We start from the raw sequence: 18,071 nt of genomic DNA, 5'->3' as shown, positions 1-18,071 counted from the left end.
CGGTGGCGGTGGCGGTGGCGTCGGGCGTCGTCGTCGTGGGCATCGCGGCCGTGGGTGCGGCGGCCGGCGCGGTGCTGGCGGGCGCGGTAGCGGGCGCCGTCGTGGTGAGTCCCGTGGCGGTAGGCGCGGTGCCCGGGGTCGGGGTCGGTGCCACGGTGCTCGTGGTCGGCGCGTCCGTGCCGGTGCCCGCACCGTTCACCACCGGTGCCGGTGTCGACGTGGTCGGGGTCGCCACCGGCGTCGTGTTCGCCGTCGTGCCGGCCAGCGCGGTGGACACCGCCGGGAGCGCTGCGGGGGTCGCGGTCCCCCGGGCCGCCGGCGCCGTGACGGCCGCCGGTTCGGTCGAGGTGACTCCGGACGCTGCGTCCGCCAGGGACGCCGTGGCCGCTGCCGTCGCCGCGCTGACCGGTCCCGGGCCGGTCGTCGCGAGGATCCCGGTCGTACCGAGGGCCGTCGGGCTCACCGTCGGAACCTTCGCCGGGCCGGTCGTCGAGGCGGTCGTCGTGTCCGGTGTCGGATCCGCAGTCGGATCGATCACCACGGTGTCGGCGGGCACGACGGCCGTGTCAGCAGCCGTCGCCGGCGCCGACTCGTTCGCGCCGGTCGCGTCCGACGCCCGGCCCCCGCGGTGAGATCGCACTTCGGCGCCCCGGTCGCGTCCGGAACCGTCCCGGAGTGCGATCTCGCGGCCGTCCCGACCGGCCTGGCGATCGGCGTCGCGGCGGTCGGGCGCGTCGCGGGCGGCCGTGCGGTGCGCGTCGGGCGCGGCGGCGGCCAGGGCGGCGCCGAACGAGTCGGCGCTGCCGCGCTGGGCCGGCCCGCCCGAGGCCTTCGACACCGCCGGAGCGGCCGGCGTCGGAGTGGCGATCGTCACGCTCATGCGGCGCTCCCGGAGTTCATCAGCGACATCAGCGCCGCGGTCTGCAGGTCAGTGGAGCCGGGGGCGTGCACGGCCGTCGCGGCGGTGAGCGCTGCCTGCGCCGGCACGATGCGCCGGATCGTGGCGATGTCCGAGTCCTTGTACCAGTTGTCGACGATCCGGACGTCCTTGCCCGGTCGCGGTGCGTGCAGCACCTTGCCGTCGCCGACGTAGATGACGACGTGCCCCTCGCCCTTCGGGATGATGAGGTCGCCCGGCTGCGCGTCCTTCAGGGAGCCAACTTCGACGCCCATCTTCGCCTGGTCCGGCACGACCCGGGGCATCGTGACCCCGAGGTCCTTGAACACGGTCTGCACGAGGCCGGAGCAGTCCATGCCCGACGTCGTCGTGCCGCCGAAGACGTACGGCACGCCGAGGTACTTCTTCGCGTCCGCGACGACGTCCGAGCCGGTGGCACCGCTGCCCGTCGCGAGCGTCCCGGTGCCGGCGTCGACCGAGGTGGCCGGGGCGGCCTTCGCCGGTGCGGTCCCGGTCGGCGAGCCCGAGGCAGTGGCCAGTGCGTCCGCGAACGCGCTCGACGTCGCGGTGCCGGTGGTGGACGACGACGCCGCCGCGGCCGAGGACGTTGCCGCCGCGGTCGTCCCGGTGCGGAGGGCGTCGATCTGGGTCCGGATCTCGGAGATCCGCGAGAGCACGGCGTCCACGCTCATCGGGCACCGCCTTCCGCGCGGCGTCGGGCCGCGATCTCGTCGAGGGCGTTCTGTTCGGTGCGGAGGTCCTCCGCGGTCTGCTGCTCCACGTGCTGCGCCTCGAGCTTCTCGAGCCCGAGGGCCGAGCGGCGGGCGCCGTTGTAGGAGTCCTGCGCCTGGTCGGCGTCGGAGCGGCGGGAGCGGACGACGGCGTCGAGCTCCTCGAGCATGCCGCGGGTGGCCGCACGTGCGGCGGCGACCGCGCTGAGGGTGGCGGCGTCCTGGATCGGCTGCGTCCCCTCGACGTCGGCGAGGCTGCGGCGCGCCGCGATCCGGGCGTCGGCGGCGTCCCGCACCCGCTCGTTCGCGGTGGCGAGGGCGGCGGCGGCACGGTCCTGTTCGGCGTGCCGCAGGCGGAGGAGCCCGGCGAGCGGGAAGCGGCGGGCCATCAGGCGACCGCCAACTGCTGCACGAGCGTGCCGAGGTGCTGCCAGGACGCAGCCGAGGTCGCACGCTCGTCCATGCCCTGCCGGAGGAACGCGTCGATCGCGTCCTGGTGGTCCACGGCGGCGTCGACGAGCGGGTTCGTGCCGCGCTGGTACGCGCCGACGTCGAGCAGGTCCTGCGCCGCCTTCCGCGCGGCCATCACCTTCCGGAGCGTCGTCGCGGCACCGCGCTGGCCCGGCGTCGTCACCTTCGAGGCGACGCGGGACACCGACCCGAGCGCGTACACCGAGGGGAAGTGCCCGGTGATCGCGAGCTTCCGGTCGAGCACGACGTGTCCGTCGAGGATGCTCCGGGCGGCGTCGGCGATCGGTTCGTTGTGGTCGTCACCGTCGACGAGCACGGTGTACAGGCCGGTGATGCTGCCGACCCGGTCGGTCCCGGCGCGTTCGAGCAGCCCGGCGAGCACCGAGAACGTCGACGGCGGGTAGCCCCGGGTGGCCGGCGGCTCGCCGACCGACAGCCCGATCTCCCGCTGCGCCATCGCGACGCGGGTGAGCGAGTCCATCATGAGCACGACGTCCTGGCCGGCGTCGCGGAACGACTCGGCGATGCGGGTGGCGACGAACGCGGCGCGCAGGCGCATCAGCGCGGGCTCGTCCGAGGTGGACACGACGACGATCGAGCGTGCGAGCCCCTCGGCGCCGAGGTCGTCCTCGAGGAACTCGCGCACCTCGCGGCCGCGCTCCCCCACCAGGGCGATCACGTTCACGGCGGCGTCGCTCCCCCGCGCGATCATGGACAGCAGCGAGGACTTGCCGACGCCGGAACCGGCGAACAGGCCCATGCGCTGCCCGCGGCCCACCGTCGTCAGGGTGTCGAGCACCCGGACCCCGAGCTGCATCGGCGTGTCGATGCGCGTGCGTGCCATGGCGTTCGGCGTCGCGTGGTCGAGCGGCACCCACTCGACGGGCTCGCCGCTGGCACCCACGAGCGGCCCGCGGTCGTCGATCGGCCGTCCGAGTCCGTCGAGCACGCGGCCGAACAGCCCGGTGCCGGTCGGCACGAGCACGGGTCGTCCGGTGGGTCGAGCCGGCGTGCCGGCGGTGACCCCGGTCAGGCGTCCGAGCGGCATGCAGCGGACGCCGGTGACGTCGGTCGCGACGACCTCGACGGCGGTCTGCGGGCCGCCCTCGGCGCCGACCGTGACGACCTCGCCGACGCGCGCGTCGAGCCCGGCGATGGTGAGCCCGAGCCCGACGGCGCTGGTGACCACCCCGACGCGCTGCGGCGCCGCCTGGCGGAGCGCGTCGTCGAGGCCACGGGGGCGGAGCAGCGTCGCGGTCACGAGGCCACCCCCAGCGCGGTGCGGGCGCGTCCGAGCGCGGTGGCGATGCGGGCGTCGAGCAGACCGTCCGGCAGGTCGACGATGGCGTCGCCGTCGACGAGGGACGCGTCCGCGAGCACCGGGACGGGCAGGTCCAGGTCGGCCACGCGGGCCGCGTCACCGACGCTCAGCCGGATCGCGACGGCGACCGTCCGGTCGATGGAGGCGAGCGCCCGCATGACGGTCGCCTCCGCGCCGGACGCCCCCTGCGCCTCCAGGCCGTGGGCGTCCGCCGGTCCGGTGGGCGCTGCGTCGGACGGCCTGGAGGCACGGATCGCGTACCCGACGACGGCTTCGGCCAGGTCGAGGGCGGCGGCCGCGACGGACTGCTCCGCGGCCTCCAGGACGGGCGTCACCTGGGAGAGCATCGCGGTCGTGGCCGCGTCGAGCACGGCGATGCGGCGCGCGGTGTCGGCGTGCATCGAGGCGACGCGGGCGGCGTGCTCGGCCTCGAGCCGGGCGCGGAGGGCGTCCGTCTCGGCCTGCGCGGCGCGGAGGCCCGCGGCGTACCCGGCGGCGTGTCCGCGCACGTCGGCGCTCGCGGCGCGGTCGCGGTCGGAGGTGCCGGTGATGATGGGGAACGTCATGCGCTGGACGGTGGTGTCAGTCAACGAGCTCGTCCTCTTCGGCGCGGTGGACCGTGATGACGCCCTGCGCCTCGAGCTCGCGGACGGACCGGACGACCTCGGCGCGCGCCTCCTCGACCTGCGAGACGCGGACCGGGCCCATCGCCTGCAGCTCGTCGTCGAGGAGCTCGCGGTTGCGCTCGGAGACGTTCGCGCGGATCGTCTCGACGACGGGAGCGGGGGCGCCCTTCATGGCGGTCGCGAGGAGCTTCGAGTCGATGCCGCGCAGGACCTGCTGGATGTCACGGGACTCGAGCTTGACGATGTCCTCGAAGGTGAGCATCCGGGACCGGATGTCCTCGGCGAGTTCCGGGTCGCGCGCCTCGAGGCCGTCGAGCACGGCCTTCTCGGTGGCGACGTCGGAGCGGTTGATGATCTCGACCAGGGGTGCGATCCCGCCGACGACCTCGACGCTCTCGCGCGGGGACACGACGGCCCCGGCGCGCTGTCGGAGCACGCCGGCGACGATCCCGACGGCCTCCGGGGTCGCGCTGCCCATGGTCGCGAACGCCTGGGCGACGTCGGTGCGGTCGCGCTCGTCGACGCCGGCGAGGACGGCGCTGGCCTGGGCCGGCTTGAGGTGTGCGAGCACGAGCGCGACGGTCTGCGGCAGCTCGCCCTCGAGCAGGCTGATGACCTGTCCGGGCTCGGCGTCGTCGAGGAAGTCGAACGACTGCCCGGCGAGGTTCGAGGCGAGACGGTCCATCACGCCCGCGGCCCGCTCGGCACCGAACGATGCCTCGAGCAGCCCGAGCGCGGTCTCCTTGCCGCCGCGCTTCTGCAGCCGGCCGCTCAGGGTCATCCGGTGGAACTCGGTGAGGGTGCGGTCGACGACGGTGTCCTCGACGCGGCGCATCCGGACGATCTCGGCGGAGATCTCCTCGGCCTCGATCTCGGTGAACTGCTTCATCACCTCGGCGGCGCGCTCGGTCTCCATCTGCATGAGGATGAGCGCGACCTTCTGGGCGCCGCTGAGCGGACGGTCGGCGTTGCCGGCGGCGGGGGCCGGGGTCAGGGCGCTCACACGCTCGCCCGGTCGTCGAGCAGGCCGCGGAGGAGCTCGGCGGTGCGCTTCGGGTCGCGCTCGGCCAGCGCGGAGATGTCCTGGCGGCGGCGCTCGGCCGAGATCTCCTCGGTGGTGAGCACCTCGGTCGGGGCGTCGTCGTGCGGGATGCTCGGCAGCGCCACGGTGGGGGCGTCGCCGGCGCCGAGGGAGGCACGGTCGTCGGCCCCGTCGACCGCCAGGGGGAGCTGGAACGTCTCGCCGCCGAACGCGTCGAGCTCGCCGAGGTCGACGGCTTCGCGCTCCTGCTTCCGGCTGCGGCGGACCAGGAACACCATGATCGCGATGAGCGCGAGCAGGCTGCCGAGCACGATGCCAGCGGTGCGGATCGCCGACCACAGGGACGCCTGCTCGTCGGCCTTCTGCTGCGCCTCGAGCGCCTTCGTCGCACGGTCGGCGGCGCTGGTGTCGAAGTCCATCATCGCGACGCGGACCTGGTCGCCCCGGGCGGTGTCGACGCCGGCGGCCGCGGCCACGAGGTCGTTGATGCTCTGCAGGTTCGCGTTCTGCACCGCGTCGGCCTTGGAGTTGAGCGCGACCGAGATCGTCTGCCGGTCGAGCCCGCCCGAGGGCAGCTGGGTGGTCTCGGTGGTGTGGTCGACGGCGTTGTTCTTCGTCGCGGACTCGTTCGTGTAGCCGTCTTCGCCGGTGCCGGTGCTCGCAGTGCCGTTCGGCACGGCGATGTTGTCCGGGCCGAGGACCCCGGTGGCTCCCTTGCCGGCGCCGGACCCGGAGCCGTACTGCTCCGTCGACGACGACTCGTTGAGCGCCACCGGACCGGTCGTCGGCGTCGTGTAGGACTCGGACGTGCGGGTGCCGGAGTTCTGGTTCATCGTCGCGGAGACCACGACGCTCGCGTTGCCGACGCCGAGCGTGGTGTCGAGCAGGTCCTGCACCTTCTTGCTCGTCGACGCGTCGTAGTCGGCGGCCTGGTCCGCGCCGCTGCCGGTCGCCCCGGTGCCGACGGCGGAGAGGGTCTGCCCCTTCGAGTCGACGACCGAGACGTCGGTGGGCTGCATCCCCTCGACGGCGGCGCTCGTCAGGTGCACGATCGCCTGGACCTGGTCGGTGCTGAGCTCCGCGCCGTTCTTCGTGGCGATGAACACCGAGGCGGTCGGGTCCTTCTCCTCGGAGACGAACACGGTCTTCTCCGGGATCGCGAGCTGCACGGTCGCGGTCTGCACGCCGTCCATCGCGCCGATGGTCTTGGCGAGCTCGCCCTCCATCGCACGCTTGTACGTGACGTCCTGCTGGAACTCTGAGCTCGTCACGCCCATCTTGTCGAGGAGCGAGTAGCCGCCCTCGTTCGACGACGGCAGGCCGTTCGACGCGGCCTTGAGGCGCTCCGAGTACACGGAGCCCTGCGGCACCAGGATCGTCGCGCCGCCGTCGGTGAGCTGGTACGGCACCCCGTCGGTCTGCAGCTGGTCCGTGACGCTCGCCGCGTCGGTGGCGGCCAGGCCGGTGAACAGCGGCGCGTACGACGCCTTGCCGAGCCAGCTCGCGAGGGCGAACCCGCCGAGCACGAGCGCGGCGATGACGAGGATCGCGATGGTCCGCTGGGCGGCGCTGAAGCCCTTGACGTAGGCGGCGAGGCGACCGAAGAGGTCCTTGACGGCGACGGGCATCAGGCCTGCATCCTCATGATCTCGTTGAAGGCGTCGACGCCCTTATTGCGGACGGCGGCGACGAGCTCCAGGGTGACCTGGGCACGCGTCGAGGCGATCGTCGCGTCGTGGATGTCGTCGAGGTTGCCGGTGACGGCCTTGAGCGCAAGCGTCTTCGAGTCGCTCTGCAGCTGCTGCAGCCCGTCGACGGCGTTGCCGAGGGACGCGGCGAAGCCGGTGCCGCTCGGGCCGGTGGCGCTCGTCGCGCTGGTCCCGACGTCGCTGGACGTGCCGGACACCGAGGTGAGCGCGTTCGTCATCGCGTTGGTGGTCACACCGTTGACGGCGTCGATGGGCATCAGTTCTTCCCGATCTGCAGTGCCGCCTCGTAGGCGGTCTTGGCACGGTCGACCACGGCGGCGTTCGCCTGGTAGCCGCGCTGGGCCATGATGAGGTCCGCCATCTGCGTGCCGAGGTCGATGTCCGGCATGCGGACGTAGCCCTCCTCGTTCGCGAGCGGGTTGTCCGGGTCGTAGGTCACGCGGCCGGCGGCGCTGCCGAACGCGGCGCCCTTGACGTAGGCGCCGGAGACGCCGGCACCCTCCTGCACCTCGACGTAGCGTGCCTGGAAGGCGGTGTCGTCCATCGACTTCACCGTGTTGGCGTTCGCGATGTTGTCCGACACCGCGTCGAGCCACTTGCGGTGCACGGTCATGCCGGTGCTCGCGATGCCGATCGCGTCGAAGGTCGTCACGAGTTGGTCCGCATCGCCGCACGGACGCTGGTCAGCTCGGAGTTCATCGCCTGCGTCGCGAACTGGTAGCGGAGCACGGTGTCGACGTTCGAGAGCGTCTCCTCGTCGAGGTTGACGTTGTTCCCGTTCGTGTTCGTCGGTTCGAGGCTCCGCGCGACGGTCGGCGCGGTGCTGCCGCTGCCGTCGACGATCGACTTCGCGAGGGCGTCCTCGAACTGGACCTTCTCGGCGTGGTAGTTCGGCGTGTTGATGTTCGCGACGTTGTTCGCGATCACGCGCTGGCGCATGGAGAGTCCGTCGAGCGCGCTCTGCAGCGCTGCCGACGTCACGGAATCGAACACGGTGGACCGTCCCCTCGATCTGCGACATCCCCTGTCGATGTCGCCGATTGGCGGTGGCCGATCCGTGGCCGAACTGGTGAGCGATCCGTGCTCGTGGTGCGCTGTCGGCCGGGCCGTGGGGCACGTTAGGCGTCGCCCCGAACGGGGGGCGGGGGCGCGCGGGGCGGGTGGGGCGCGCGGGGCGTGGCGCGTGCGGGGCGCGGGCGTGGCACGTGCGGGGCGCGTGGCGCGTGGCGCGTGGCGCGTGGCGCGTGGCGCGTGGCGCGTGGCGCGTGCGCATCTTCCGACATCCCACGCGTCGATCACCAAGTGGATCGTCGGAACATGCACACGCATCACGTGCGTGCGCATCGAGCGACGAAACACCCGTCGATCACCAGGTGCTGTGTCGCCTCATGCATGTGCATGTTGCGACCGGCACCCGCGCCAGCGCCCGCGCGTCAGGCCGACGCGTCGAGGTACACGGACCCGCGCGGCTCCCGCGTCGCGTCCACCGCCCGGAGCGCCCCGAGGTGCTCCCCCGCCGAACGCCGTCCCACCTCGAGCGCCGTGATGCGGTCCCGCTGCGCGGCGAGCAGCCGGGAGGCGCGCCCCACCAGTTCGCGCGGGATCGGTCCCAGCCCGGTCGGCTCCGACCACCCCGAACCGGTCGCGGGACCGGCCGTCGGTTCGGCGTCGCGCTCCAGCTGGTCGAGCACTGCCTCCCAGCGGGTGCGCTCGTCGTCGCGCGATCCGAGGTCAGGCGACACCGAGCGCACCGCCCGCCGGACGCTCGGCCGAGGTGACCGCCGGCAGCGACGCCGCAGCCTCGTGCCACGACTGCCGCAGCGGTTCGAGGATCCGGATGCAGTCGCGTGTGGCCTGCACGTCGCGGTGGACGTTCGCGGTGATGAGCGAGGTCGAGGCGTAGTTGTAGATGGCCAGCAGCCCCTCGCCGCCGTCCCACACGTCGATGCGCAGCGTGGAGGACAGCTCGCCGACGATCGCCTGGGCGTGCAGGAGCTGCTCGCGAGCGGCTTCCCAGTCGGCCGAGGTCTGCGCGGCCTCGGCGCGGTGCAGGTCGAGCAGGAGTCGGTCGTAGAGCATCGTGACGAGCTGCGCGGGCGTCGCGGAGAGCACGGCCTCGTTCGTGTACTGGGCGCGACGCTGGTCGGTGACGGTGCGCGGCTGGGCGGCCTGCCGGAAGGCGGCGGCCTGGAGGTCGAAGGTGTTCACGGTGGTTCCGGTCAGCTCGAGGTCGACGCGAGCTGGCTGGCGAGCCAGCTCGACTGGGACTGGAGTTTGCTGAGGCTGGTCTCGAGCGACGCGTACAGCGTCTGCAGGGACGCGCGTCGGGCGGTGAGCCGGTCGGTCCAGCTGTCGATCTGGGTGTTCAGGTCCTTCGCGACGGCCTGCTGCCCGGTGATGCTCGTGGTGATCGAGCCGTCGTACTTGTCCGAGGCGGCAGTGGCCGCGGCGCCGACGTTGCCCGCGATGCCGGAGAGAATCGCCTGCGTGCCCTCGGGGTCGGTGGCGAGGGCCTTCTGGAAGGCGTCGGCGTCGAAGGTGAAGTCGCCGTCCTTCGTGATCGAGATGCCGATCGACGACGGGGACTTCCCACCCACGGGGGCGGACATCGTGCTCGTCAGGCGCTGCACGACGTCGCGGGTCGTGCCGTCACCCGACAGCACGCCGGCGGTGGTGCTCGTCGTCCCGGTGGTCGGGCTCGTGGTGCTCGTGACCGCGGTGTTCGAACCGTAGTAGGCGGTGACGGCGTTCATCGCGTCGACCAGTCCGGACGCGACGGCCTGGGCCTTGGTCGTGTCCTGCGTCACACCGACGGTGACGGCCTCGGTCGTCGGCTTCGTCACCGTGACGGTGAGCCCGGGGACGAGGTCGGTGAACGTGTTCGTCGCGCTCGTGACGACCTGCTCGGCGGCGGTGCCGGCCCAGAGCGTGACGCTGGCGTCCTTCGCCTGTGCGACGACGGCCGCGCCAACCTCGGTCAGGACGTTCGTGGCAGTGCCGGCGGCCACCTGGTCGGTGGTCCCCCGGTACACCTGGAACGCACCGGCCGACCCGGTCTTCGCAGACGTGAGCTGCAGGCGGTAGAGCTTGGTGCCGTCGGCGTCGGTGCCCGCGGCGACCTTCGTCGCGGTGACGCCCGCCCCCGACTTGTTGATCGCGGAAACGGTGTCGTCGAGTGACCCGGACGCCGGTGTGACCGTGGTCTTCGTGCCGTCGGCTCCGACGAGCGTGAGCGGCTCAGCGGCGGCGGACCACGTGGACATCGCGGCGGTGACGCCCACCTGGGCCGACGCGGTCGCGCCGACCGAGAAGGTGACGGAGCCGGCGGTCGCGTTCGCGCCGGTCGTGGCGGTGACGGCCGTCGAGGAGCTCGTGGCGGCGAAGACGTCGAGCGACGTGGCCTTGGCGGCGTCCTTCGCCTTCGTGGCGAGCGTCTGCACCAGGCTGTTGATCGTCTGCAGTGACGAGATGAACGAGTTGGTGCTGGTGAGCTTGTTCTTGAGGAGCGTCTGCGGGACGCCCTCGACGCTCATCAGCGAGTTGATGAGGTCGGTCGTCTTGAGGCCGCTGACGAGCCCGTCGATCGCGAGGCTGCTGGCCGATGACACGGACGACATCGAGGGCTCCCTGCCGTCGGAGGTGGTGGTGGGGTGCGGGCGACGCCGCCGCCCGGGAAACCTGAACGATCCCGGACGGCGGCGTCATCCGGTGCTAGCGGAGGAGCGAGAGCACACCCTGCGTGCTCTGGTTCGCCTGCGCGAGCATCGAGGTGCCGGCCTGGCTGAGGATGTTGTCGCGCGTGTACTTGACCATCTCCTGCGCCATGTCGACGTCGGTGATGCGCGAACCGGCAGCGGTGAGGTTCTCCTTGGCCACGTTCGTCACGTTGATGGCGTGGTCGAAGCGGTTCTGGATGGCACCGATGTTCGAACGAGCGGTCGAGACGGCCTTGATCTGCGTGTCGATCGCGGTGATCGCGGCCTGCGCGTTCGCAGCGGTGTCGAACGCGATCGTGCCGCCCGTGCCGTCACCGACGGTGAGAGCGGTCGCGACCGCTGCCACGTCGGCACCGGTCAGGTCGACCGTGATCTGGCTCGCCGGGCCTGCGTTGGCACCCACCTGGAAGGTGAGCGAGGCGCCGTTGTTGTTGCCGGCACCCTTCAGCAGGTCGATCCCGTTGAACTGCGTCGAGTCCGAGATGCGGGAGAGCTCCTTCTGGAGCTCCGTGACCTCGGTCGAGATCGCCGTCCGCGAGTCCGCGTTGTTCGAGTCGTTACCGGCCTGGACGGCCAGGTCGCGCATGCGCTGGAGGATCGAGTGGGTCTCGGTGAGGCCACCTTCAGCGGTCTGCACGACGGAGATGCCGTCCTGCGCGTTGCGGGCGGCGACCGTGAGGCCACCGACCTGGGACTTCAGCCCCTCGGAGATCGACAGACCGGCAGCGTCGTCGGCAGCACGGTTGATGCGGAGACCCGACGAGAGCTTCTCGAGGGACTTCGACAGGTCGTTCTGCGTCGCGTTGAGGTTCCGGTACGTGTTGAGTGCCGAGAGGTTGGTGTTGATGGACATACCCATGGTGGTTTCCTCCGTGAAATCTGGGTCTTGCGTCGGCCCGTCCGTGGGCTGACATGGATGACTCTCGACCGGTTGGCCGGAGCCGTTAGGGGTTCGACGAGGTTTTTCCGGACACGAGGTGCGCGACCGGCCCCGTCGAGGTCTCAGCTCGCCGCGACCGCGGGGGTGGCGACGTCGTGCACGGCGCGCGCCACGCCTGCTGCGGCGTTCGCAGCGACCCGCGCCAGGTAGGCGCTCCGGCGCGCGGCGGTGGTGCGCGAGGCGGGCTCGACGGCCACGCCCTCGTCGCCGTAGTGCGCCGCGAGGCCGTCTCGGAGCAGGCGCATCGCCTCGGAGCGCTGCTGCGACACGGCCGAGTGGGTGATGCCGAGTTCGGCGGCCACCTCGGTCACGGTCCGGTCGCCGAAGTAGACGTTCTCGACGATGAAGCGCATCCGCTCGGGCAGCGCGTGCACGGCGGCGCGCAGGTAGCGGCGCTTCTCGGCCTCGAGCAGGTCCTCGCCGGGGAGCGGGAGATCGGCCGCGAGCGTGTCGTGCACGGTCTCGTCGAGGGCGCTGACGGTCCGTGCGGCGTCGGTCATCGCGTCGGCGGCGGTCTGCCGGTCCACACCCATCGCATCGGCGATCTCCTCGACGCGGACGCTGCGGCCGAGCCGGGCGGACAGTGCCTCCTGCGTGGCGAGGGTCTCGCGGATCCGCTTCCGGGTCCCGCGGGAGGCCCAGTCGGCGGAGCGCATGTCGTCGGCGATCGCGCCGGTGATGCGGGTGCGGGCGTAGGCGCCGAAGGGCACGCCGAGGTCGGGGTCGAAGGCGTCGGCCGCTGCGACGAGCGCGAGCGATCCCACGGCCGCGAGGTCGTCGCGGTCGAGGTGCGTGGCACGTGCGCGGACGTCGGCGACGATGTAGCCCACGAGCGGCAGGTGCTCCACGATCATCGCGTTGCGTTCGGTGCGGTCCATGTTGTTCCCCTGGTCATCCCGGCATGACTGCCCCGTCCGTGGGCACGGCTGACGCCGGCCTCGGTTGGCCGGTGTGTACGCCGAAGAACCACCCGGGTCCCTCCGGGTGGTGCGCTCCGCGCCCCTGAGACGCGGCCCCGGGGTGTCCCCCGGGGTGCGCTTCGAATGTATCGGCTGGCAAAGCCCTGTACGCGTGCACATCCGTCCCCAGTGCGGGGGTGTGGGGGTGGTTTCCCGGTCGTCATTTTGGGGGACCCCGGGTCGGGAACGGTCGTTCTTGTCCCCCGTCTTGGGTCATTGCCTGGAGGCGCGGCTCGGCTCCGCACGCCGTCTTGCGTGATCCCGCACTTACGCCCGGCAAGCGCACGCCGATAGGTCTCGCTGTCCGCAGGATGACCGACACACACCCCCACGGGAGGAGCTGATGAGCGTGAACGAACTGTCCGCCGTGCTCTGGCGCGAACGCGAACTGCTCGAGCTGCTCACCTTCAAGCTCGAGGAGGAGCAGCTGCTGCTCGCCGCCGGCCGCTCCCGCTGGGTGTCCCACGCCAGCCGCGAGGTCGAGCAGGTCCTCGAGCGCCTCCGCAGCACCGGCCTGGAGCGCGCCGCGTCGAGTGCCGAGGTCGCCGAGGAGTGGGGCGTCCCCGCCGACGCTCCCCTGCGCGAGGTCGTCGCCGCCGCGCCGAACGGCCCCTGGGGCGAGATCCTCGCCGCACACCTCACCGCGATGATCGAGCTCACCACGCAGATCGGTGCACTCCGCGACGAGAACGACCGCTTCCTCCGGACCGCCGCGCAGGCGACCGAGGAGACGCTCGCGGGATCGGTCACCGGGGCTTCGACCTACGACGCCACCGGCACCTCGGGCTCCGGCTCGGACGGCGCCCGGCTCTTCGAGGGGACCCTGTAACCGTGGTCAGCACCTTCGGCTCCCTCGCCACCGCCTACTCCGGACTCGCCGCCGCCCGCGCCGGCATCGACGTCACCGGCCAGAACATCGCCAACGCCGGCACCGCCGGGTACACCCGGCAGCGGGTCACGCAGTCGTCGATCCCGGCGGCGCAGACCGGCTTCATGCGCGGCACCGCAGCCCTCGCCGGGCAGGGCGTCTCGGTCGACGGCATCGCCCGCCTGGGCTCGCTCACCCTCGATGCCAGCGTCCGCGTCGCCGCCGGGTCCTCGGCGTACGCCGACGCCCGCGCGACCGCGCTCTCGGCGCTCGAGGACGGTCTGAACGAGCCCGGCAAGGACGGCCTGTCGGCGAAGCTCGACGCCTTCTGGTCCTCGTGGAGCGAACTCTCGACCCACCCCGACGACCCCGGTGCCGCCGGCGCCGTGATCAGAGCTGCGAAGACCGTCGCCAGCGTGCTCGCGACCGGCTCGAAGGCCGTCGACGCCCAGTGGTCCTCCGTGCACGGCACCGTGCAGGGCCAGGTACAGCAGCTCAACGCGGCCGCCACGCAGGTCGCCGACCTGAACGGCCGCATCCGCACGACGCTCGCCTCGGGCGGCAACGCGAACGAGCTCCTCGACCAGCGCGACCAGCTCACCGAGCAGATCGCGACCCTCGCCGGTGGCACGGTCCGCGCGAACGGCGACGGCACCGTCGACGTCCTCATCGGCGGCAACGCCATCGTGCAGGGCTCCGACGCGCGTTCGGTCGTGCTCGGCGGCGGCGAACGCCTGGCCGACGGCGCTCCCGTCACGCTGACGTGGACCTCGGGCACCGCCGGCGCGGTGTCGATGTCCGGCGGCACGATCGGCGGCAACCTCTCCCTCCTCGCACCCGCGACCGCGAACGGCACCGGTGGCGCCCTCGCCGAGGCGTCGGCCTCGTACGACCAGGTGGCCACGAAGCTCGCGACGGCGGTCAACGCCGTGCACGCCACCGGCACGACGCCCGCCGGCACCACCGGCACCGCCTTCTTCGCGGTGACGGCCGGCGTCCCCGCGGCGCAGGGGCTCACGGTCGTGCCGACGGACGGCAGCGGCCTGGCGACGCGGAACGCGTCGGGGCAGCTGGACGACTCGTTCAGCGACGCACTCTCGCGACTCGGGGCGGCGTCGGACGGCGCGGATCGCACCTGGGCGACGTTCGTGGCGGGGGTGGGCACTGCCTCCCGGTCGGCCGCGTCGGAATCGACGCTCACCGGACTCGCGCTGACCAACGCGCGGTCCCAGCAGCAGTCCGGCGCCGGTGTCGACCTCGACGAGGAGAACGTGAACCTGCTGAGCTACCAGCACGCGTACCAGGGCGCGGCGCGCGTCCTGACCGCCGTCGACGAGATGCTCGACACCATCATCAACCGCGTCGGACTCGTCGGGAGGGGCTGACCGTGATCACCCGTGTGACCACCCAGATGTCGATGGCGGCCGCGTCCGCGCGGCTGCAGGCCGGGGCGGCGAAGCTCGCCCAGCTCACCGAGCAGGCCACCACCCTGCGGACCATCCAGCGTCCCTCGGACGACCCGGTCGGCACCGTGTCGTCGATGCAGGTGCGCAAGGAGCAGGCTGCCGCCGCGCAGTACACGCGCAACGCGAACGACGCCGTCGGCTGGCTCGCCACGACCGACAGCACCCTGTCGAGCGTGTACTCGGTGCTCAACAGCGTGCGCGACCTCACCGTGCAGGCGGCGAACAGCGCCACCATGAGCGACACCGACCGCGACGCCTTCATCACGCAGTTCCGGTCGCTGAAGACGGACCTGGAGTCCCGCGCGAACACCACCTACGGCACCCGCTCGGTCTTCGCCGGGTCCTCCACCTCGGGCACCCCCTACGACCCGGCGACCGGCTGGGTCCCCTCGGGCACCGACGTCACCCGGCGCATCGGCGACGACACCACCGTGCGGGTCGACACCCCCGGGACGGACGTCTTCGGCTCCGGGTCGTCGTCGGTGTTCAGCATGATCGACTCGATCGTCACCGACCTGCAGAACGGTGTGAACGTGAACGCCAAGATCGGCGACGTCGACGCGGCGCTCACCACCGTGCGCGGCGCCCAGGCCGGCGTCGGTGTCCGGCATGCCGCCGCCCTCGCCGCCCAGGACTCGCTGAAGTCCGCGACCGTCTCGCTCGAGAACCGTCGCGCCGGCATCGAGGACAAGGACCTCGCGAAGGCCGTCCTCGACCTGCAGGTGCAGCAGACCAACTACCAGGCAGCCCTCGCGGTCACCGCGAAGGTCCTGCAGCCGACCCTGATGGACTACCTCCGATGAGCATCGACCTGACCTTCGCCGTCCCGCCGTTCGGCCTCTCCCCCGCGCCCGTCTTCACGCTGACCCCCGTCGCCGGCGCCGAGGGCCTGTTCACCCTCGTGGGCGAGGACGAGCGGCTCTTCGTGCTCGACGCCGCGGTGCACCTGCCGTCGTACGCCCCTGAGCTCACCGACGAGCAGGCGACCGCGCTCGCCCTCACCGACCCGGCGGACGCGATGCTCCTCGTCGTCGCCAACCCGGGCGCGTCCGGCACGACGGTGAACCTGCTCGCGCCGATCGTCGTGAACGCCCGCACCGCCGCCGGCGCCCAGCTCATCCTGGAGGACCAGGACCTGCCGCTGCGCGCGGAGCTCGCCCGGCGCTGAGCGCGGCGCGGCGCGGCGCGGCCCGGCCCCGTCGAAAGTTGCACACGCATACTTCGACGTCCCACGAGTCGATCGACGCGTGCCTCGTCGCAACATGCACACGCACCCGTCTCACGCGCATGAATCGACTTTCCACGAGTCGATCGACGCGTGCTTCGTCGCAAGGTGCACACGCATCAAGCGACATCGCTCCTCCACACCGGCGCTAACGGCCCCGCTTGTCCACGGATCGCCGAGCGTGCGGCACCCGCACGAAGCGCTCCGCGACGCTGAGCACGTGACCAAAGCAGACGACATCCGACTCATCAGGACGACCGGACTCCCGAGCGCCGAGCGACGCGCAGTCGAGCGAGCGGCCAAGCGCGGCGAACTGGAACGGATCCGACCGGGCGTGCTCGTCGAGCCAGGTTCGCTGGACGGCCTGTACCCGAACGAACGGCACGTCGTCCTCGTCCGGGCCTCGAGCAGCCGGCTCCGACAACAGGACGTCCTGTCCCACGAATCAGCATGCGCCGTCCTCGGCCTGCCGTACGTCGGTCAGTGGCCCGCGAAGGTGCACGTCTCCGACCCGACGACGACCCACACCAGGGTGACCGCCTGGTTCGTCCGTCACGGCGCCCGGAACCGACCGCCGACAGGGACACCGGACCGTCACGGGCTCCGTTCCACGACCGCTGCTCGGACCGTCGTCGACATCGCGGCGACCCGCCCGCTCCTCGGAGCACTCCCGGTGCTCGACCACGCACTGCGAACGGTCGCGTCCCAGCCCAGCGAGCTCCAGCGCGAGACCGAGCGACTCGAGAAGGGGCACGCGAAGGCGGCACTGGCGATCGCGATGGGGTCGGCGCTGTCGGAGTCGCCGGCGGAGTCGGTGTGCCGCGTCCGCTTCCGGCAGGTCGGCGCTCCCGAGCCCGAGCAGCAGCACGTCTTCGCTCGGCACGGCGAGCGAACCGCCGTGGTCGACTTCTGGTTCCCCGCACAGGGCGTCGTCGTCGAGGTCGACGGCAGATCGAAGTACTCGGACGACCCCGGACGGTCGACCGCCGACGCCCACTGGCAGGAGAAACGGCGCGAGGACTTCATCCGCTCCTTCCCCGAGGTCCGCTTCGTCGTCCGCCTCAGCTGGGCGGACCTGATGGACCCCGATCGCGTCCGGACAGCGCTCGTGCGAGCGGGTGTGCCGTGCCGGTGAACCCGACCCGCCGGGGGACGCGATCCGACGCCGTTCCCATCCGCGCGGCGTACCGTCGTCGCCATGGCCCGAGAGCAGAAGGACCAGGCGATCGTGCCGTTGCCGGTCTCCGACGTCACGTCCCGATCCGACGATCCCAGCGCACGCGTTCCCGTGCCGGAGCAACCCACCGGCTGGGTGAAGATGCTCGACCGCGTGCTCAGCGTGCAGCGTCCGGTCGTGGTCGCGCACGTCCGGAGCCTGCGTCGACGGCACCCCGACGCCACACCGGCGGAGATCATCCAGATCCTGGAACGCCAGTACCTGACCGCAGTCACGGGCGGTGGAGCAGCGGTCGGCGCCAGCGCGGTGATCCCGGGCGTCGGCATGGCGGCGGCACTCGGCCTGAGCGGCGTCGAGACCCTGGGCTTCCTCGAGACCACGGCGCTCTTCGCACAGTCGGTGACCGAGGTGCACGGCATCGCCCTCGACGACCCGGAGCGCGCCCGCATGCTCGTCATGGCGATGATCCTCGGTACGCCGGGCACGCAGCTCATCAACCAGCTCGCCGGCCAGATCGCGGGCGGACAGGTGCGGACGGCGTTCTGGGGCGAGATGGTGACCTCCTCGTTGCCGAAGCAGGTCGTCAACGGCATCGGCGGACAGGTCCGCGACCAGTTCATCAAGCGGTTCGCTGCGCGTCAGGGCACGACGATCGTCGGTCGGGCGCTGCCGTTCGGCATCGGCGCTGCCGTGGGCGGTCTCGGCAACCACGCGCTCGGCCGCAAGGTGATCCAGGCGTCCCGCACGGGCTTCGGGATGCCGCAGGCAGAGTTCCCGATCGTGCTCGAGCCGAAGAACTCGAAGGACGCGAAGCAGCCGAAGGCCGTCAAGCCGGCGAAGGCGCCCAAGGAGCGCCGTGCGCTCACGCGCCGCAAGGGTCGCGAGGACCTCTGGGCCGACACCCCGGACCGTTCCGACGAGG

General features: G+C 72.2%; 20 protein-coding genes and 1 pseudogene. 7 read left to right on the top strand and 14 right to left on the bottom strand.

Annotation, left to right across the window (positions count from 1 at the left end):
• Positions 1-632, top strand: a pseudogene (locus tag BIU96_RS04500) (hypothetical protein); the annotation flags it as partial.
• Positions 633-876: 244 nt separating this feature from the next.
• On the opposite strand, the gene BIU96_RS04495 reads toward BIU96_RS04500, so the two are convergent.
• From BIU96_RS04495 to BIU96_RS04430, 14 genes are all read right to left on the bottom strand, one after another.
• The gene (locus BIU96_RS04495) at positions 877-1,590 is read right to left on the bottom strand and encodes a C40 family peptidase (protein WP_071291422.1); all 714 of its coding nucleotides are present in this window, start codon (positions 1,588-1,590) and stop codon (positions 877-879) included.
• Positions 1,587-2,018 carry a flagellar FliJ family protein gene (locus tag BIU96_RS04490; RefSeq protein ID WP_071291421.1) on the bottom strand — a complete coding sequence of 144 codons (432 nt, stop codon included), beginning with the start codon at positions 2,016-2,018 and terminating at the stop codon, positions 1,587-1,589. The genes BIU96_RS04495 and BIU96_RS04490 overlap by 4 nt, the downstream gene beginning before the upstream one ends.
• Complete coding sequence (locus BIU96_RS04485; RefSeq protein ID WP_071291420.1) at positions 2,018-3,361, bottom strand: FliI/YscN family ATPase; 1,344 nt, start codon at positions 3,359-3,361, stop codon at positions 2,018-2,020. Before BIU96_RS04485 ends, BIU96_RS04490 begins: the two co-directional genes overlap by 1 nt.
• Positions 3,358-3,987 (bottom strand): hypothetical protein, encoded by a 630-nt coding sequence (locus BIU96_RS04480; RefSeq protein WP_071291419.1) that lies wholly within the window; start codon positions 3,985-3,987, stop codon positions 3,358-3,360. Before BIU96_RS04480 ends, BIU96_RS04485 begins: the two co-directional genes overlap by 4 nt.
• A gap of 16 nt (positions 3,988-4,003) precedes the next feature.
• Complete coding sequence (gene fliG / locus BIU96_RS04475; protein WP_083402658.1) at positions 4,004-5,050, bottom strand: flagellar motor switch protein FliG; 1,047 nt, start codon at positions 5,048-5,050, stop codon at positions 4,004-4,006.
• Positions 5,047-6,717, bottom strand: coding sequence for a flagellar basal-body MS-ring/collar protein FliF (gene fliF, locus BIU96_RS04470; RefSeq protein WP_071291418.1), 1,671 nt, complete (start codon positions 6,715-6,717; stop codon positions 5,047-5,049). Before fliF ends, fliG begins: the two co-directional genes overlap by 4 nt.
• Positions 6,717-7,055 (bottom strand): flagellar hook-basal body complex protein FliE, encoded by a 339-nt coding sequence (fliE, locus tag BIU96_RS04465; RefSeq protein ID WP_083402657.1) that lies wholly within the window; start codon positions 7,053-7,055, stop codon positions 6,717-6,719. Before fliE ends, fliF begins: the two co-directional genes overlap by 1 nt.
• A complete protein-coding gene (locus BIU96_RS04460; RefSeq protein WP_254785958.1) occupies positions 7,055-7,450 on the bottom strand; it encodes a flagellar basal body rod protein FlgC in 396 nt (131 codons plus the stop codon). The genes fliE and BIU96_RS04460 overlap by 1 nt, the downstream gene beginning before the upstream one ends.
• Positions 7,447-7,791 (bottom strand): flagellar basal body protein, encoded by a 345-nt coding sequence (locus BIU96_RS04455; protein ID WP_071291417.1) that lies wholly within the window; start codon positions 7,789-7,791, stop codon positions 7,447-7,449. Before BIU96_RS04455 ends, BIU96_RS04460 begins: the two co-directional genes overlap by 4 nt.
• A gap of 440 nt (positions 7,792-8,231) precedes the next feature.
• Entirely contained in the window at positions 8,232-8,540 is a 309-nt protein-coding gene (locus BIU96_RS04450) for a hypothetical protein (protein ID WP_139199801.1), read from the bottom strand.
• Positions 8,530-9,006 carry a flagellar export chaperone FliS gene (gene fliS / locus BIU96_RS04445; protein WP_083402656.1) on the bottom strand — a complete coding sequence of 159 codons (477 nt, stop codon included), beginning with the start codon at positions 9,004-9,006 and terminating at the stop codon, positions 8,530-8,532. Before fliS ends, BIU96_RS04450 begins: the two co-directional genes overlap by 11 nt.
• Before the next feature lie 11 nt (positions 9,007-9,017).
• Positions 9,018-10,415, bottom strand: a complete 1,398-nt coding sequence (fliD, locus tag BIU96_RS04440; RefSeq protein ID WP_071291415.1) for a flagellar filament capping protein FliD — start codon at positions 10,413-10,415, stop codon at positions 9,018-9,020.
• Between the two features lie 94 nt (positions 10,416-10,509).
• Complete coding sequence (locus BIU96_RS04435; protein ID WP_071291414.1) at positions 10,510-11,373, bottom strand: flagellin; 864 nt, start codon at positions 11,371-11,373, stop codon at positions 10,510-10,512.
• Positions 11,374-11,516: 143 nt separating this feature from the next.
• The gene (locus BIU96_RS04430) at positions 11,517-12,332 is read right to left on the bottom strand and encodes a sigma-70 family RNA polymerase sigma factor (RefSeq protein ID WP_071291413.1); all 816 of its coding nucleotides are present in this window, start codon (positions 12,330-12,332) and stop codon (positions 11,517-11,519) included.
• A gap of 424 nt (positions 12,333-12,756) precedes the next feature.
• On the opposite strand from BIU96_RS04430, the gene BIU96_RS04425 reads away from it, so the two are divergent.
• From BIU96_RS04425 to BIU96_RS04400, 6 genes are all read left to right on the top strand, one after another.
• A complete protein-coding gene (locus BIU96_RS04425; RefSeq protein ID WP_071291412.1) occupies positions 12,757-13,242 on the top strand; it encodes a flagellar protein FlgN in 486 nt (161 codons plus the stop codon).
• Between the two features lie 2 nt (positions 13,243-13,244).
• On the top strand, positions 13,245-14,666 hold the full coding sequence (flgK, locus tag BIU96_RS04420; RefSeq protein WP_071291411.1) for a flagellar hook-associated protein FlgK: 1,422 nt from the start codon (positions 13,245-13,247) through the stop codon (positions 14,664-14,666).
• A 2-nt stretch (positions 14,667-14,668) separates the two neighbouring features.
• A complete protein-coding gene (gene flgL, locus BIU96_RS04415; RefSeq protein WP_071291410.1) occupies positions 14,669-15,550 on the top strand; it encodes a flagellar hook-associated protein FlgL in 882 nt (293 codons plus the stop codon).
• Positions 15,547-15,915, top strand: a complete 369-nt coding sequence (fliW, locus tag BIU96_RS04410) for a flagellar assembly protein FliW (protein ID WP_071291409.1) — start codon at positions 15,547-15,549, stop codon at positions 15,913-15,915. Before flgL ends, fliW begins: the two co-directional genes overlap by 4 nt.
• Before the next feature lie 277 nt (positions 15,916-16,192).
• Entirely contained in the window at positions 16,193-17,107 is a 915-nt protein-coding gene (locus BIU96_RS04405; RefSeq protein WP_139199799.1) for a hypothetical protein, read from the top strand.
• 63 nt (positions 17,108-17,170) lie between these two features.
• A partial coding sequence (locus tag BIU96_RS04400) for a hypothetical protein (RefSeq protein ID WP_175477455.1) occupies positions 17,171-18,071 on the top strand: 901 nt, incomplete at its 3' end.

The sequence above is a fragment of the Curtobacterium sp. MCBA15_008 genome, from assembly GCF_001865065.1.
Taxonomy (GTDB): Bacteria; Actinomycetota; Actinomycetes; order Actinomycetales; family Microbacteriaceae; genus Curtobacterium.
The sequence above is the reverse complement of the archived record's forward strand: the minus strand, read 5'-3'. Positions and strand labels throughout refer to the sequence as shown.

What these genes read in the sequence shown, in the direction of transcription:
- BIU96_RS04425 (WP_071291412.1), top strand. Translation starts at nt 12,757, where the DNA reads ATGAGCGTGAACGAACTGTCCGCCGTGCTCTGGCGCGAACGCGAACTG.
- fliD (WP_071291415.1), bottom strand. Translation starts at nt 10,415, where the DNA reads ATGTCGTCCGTGTCATCGGCCAGCAGCCTCGCGATCGACGGGCTCGTC.
- BIU96_RS04480 (WP_071291419.1), bottom strand. Translation starts at nt 3,987, where the DNA reads ATGACGTTCCCCATCATCACCGGCACCTCCGACCGCGACCGCGCCGCG.
- fliW (WP_071291409.1), top strand. Translation starts at nt 15,547, where the DNA reads ATGAGCATCGACCTGACCTTCGCCGTCCCGCCGTTCGGCCTCTCCCCC.
- BIU96_RS04495 (WP_071291422.1), bottom strand. Translation starts at nt 1,590, where the DNA reads ATGAGCGTGGACGCCGTGCTCTCGCGGATCTCCGAGATCCGGACCCAG.
- BIU96_RS04490 (WP_071291421.1), bottom strand. Translation starts at nt 2,018, where the DNA reads ATGGCCCGCCGCTTCCCGCTCGCCGGGCTCCTCCGCCTGCGGCACGCC.
- BIU96_RS04430 (WP_071291413.1), bottom strand. Translation starts at nt 12,332, where the DNA reads ATGGACCGCACCGAACGCAACGCGATGATCGTGGAGCACCTGCCGCTC.
- fliE (WP_083402657.1), bottom strand. Translation starts at nt 7,055, where the DNA reads ATGCCCATCGACGCCGTCAACGGTGTGACCACCAACGCGATGACGAAC.
- BIU96_RS04435 (WP_071291414.1), bottom strand. Translation starts at nt 11,373, where the DNA reads ATGGGTATGTCCATCAACACCAACCTCTCGGCACTCAACACGTACCGG.
- fliF (WP_071291418.1), bottom strand. Translation starts at nt 6,717, where the DNA reads ATGCCCGTCGCCGTCAAGGACCTCTTCGGTCGCCTCGCCGCCTACGTC.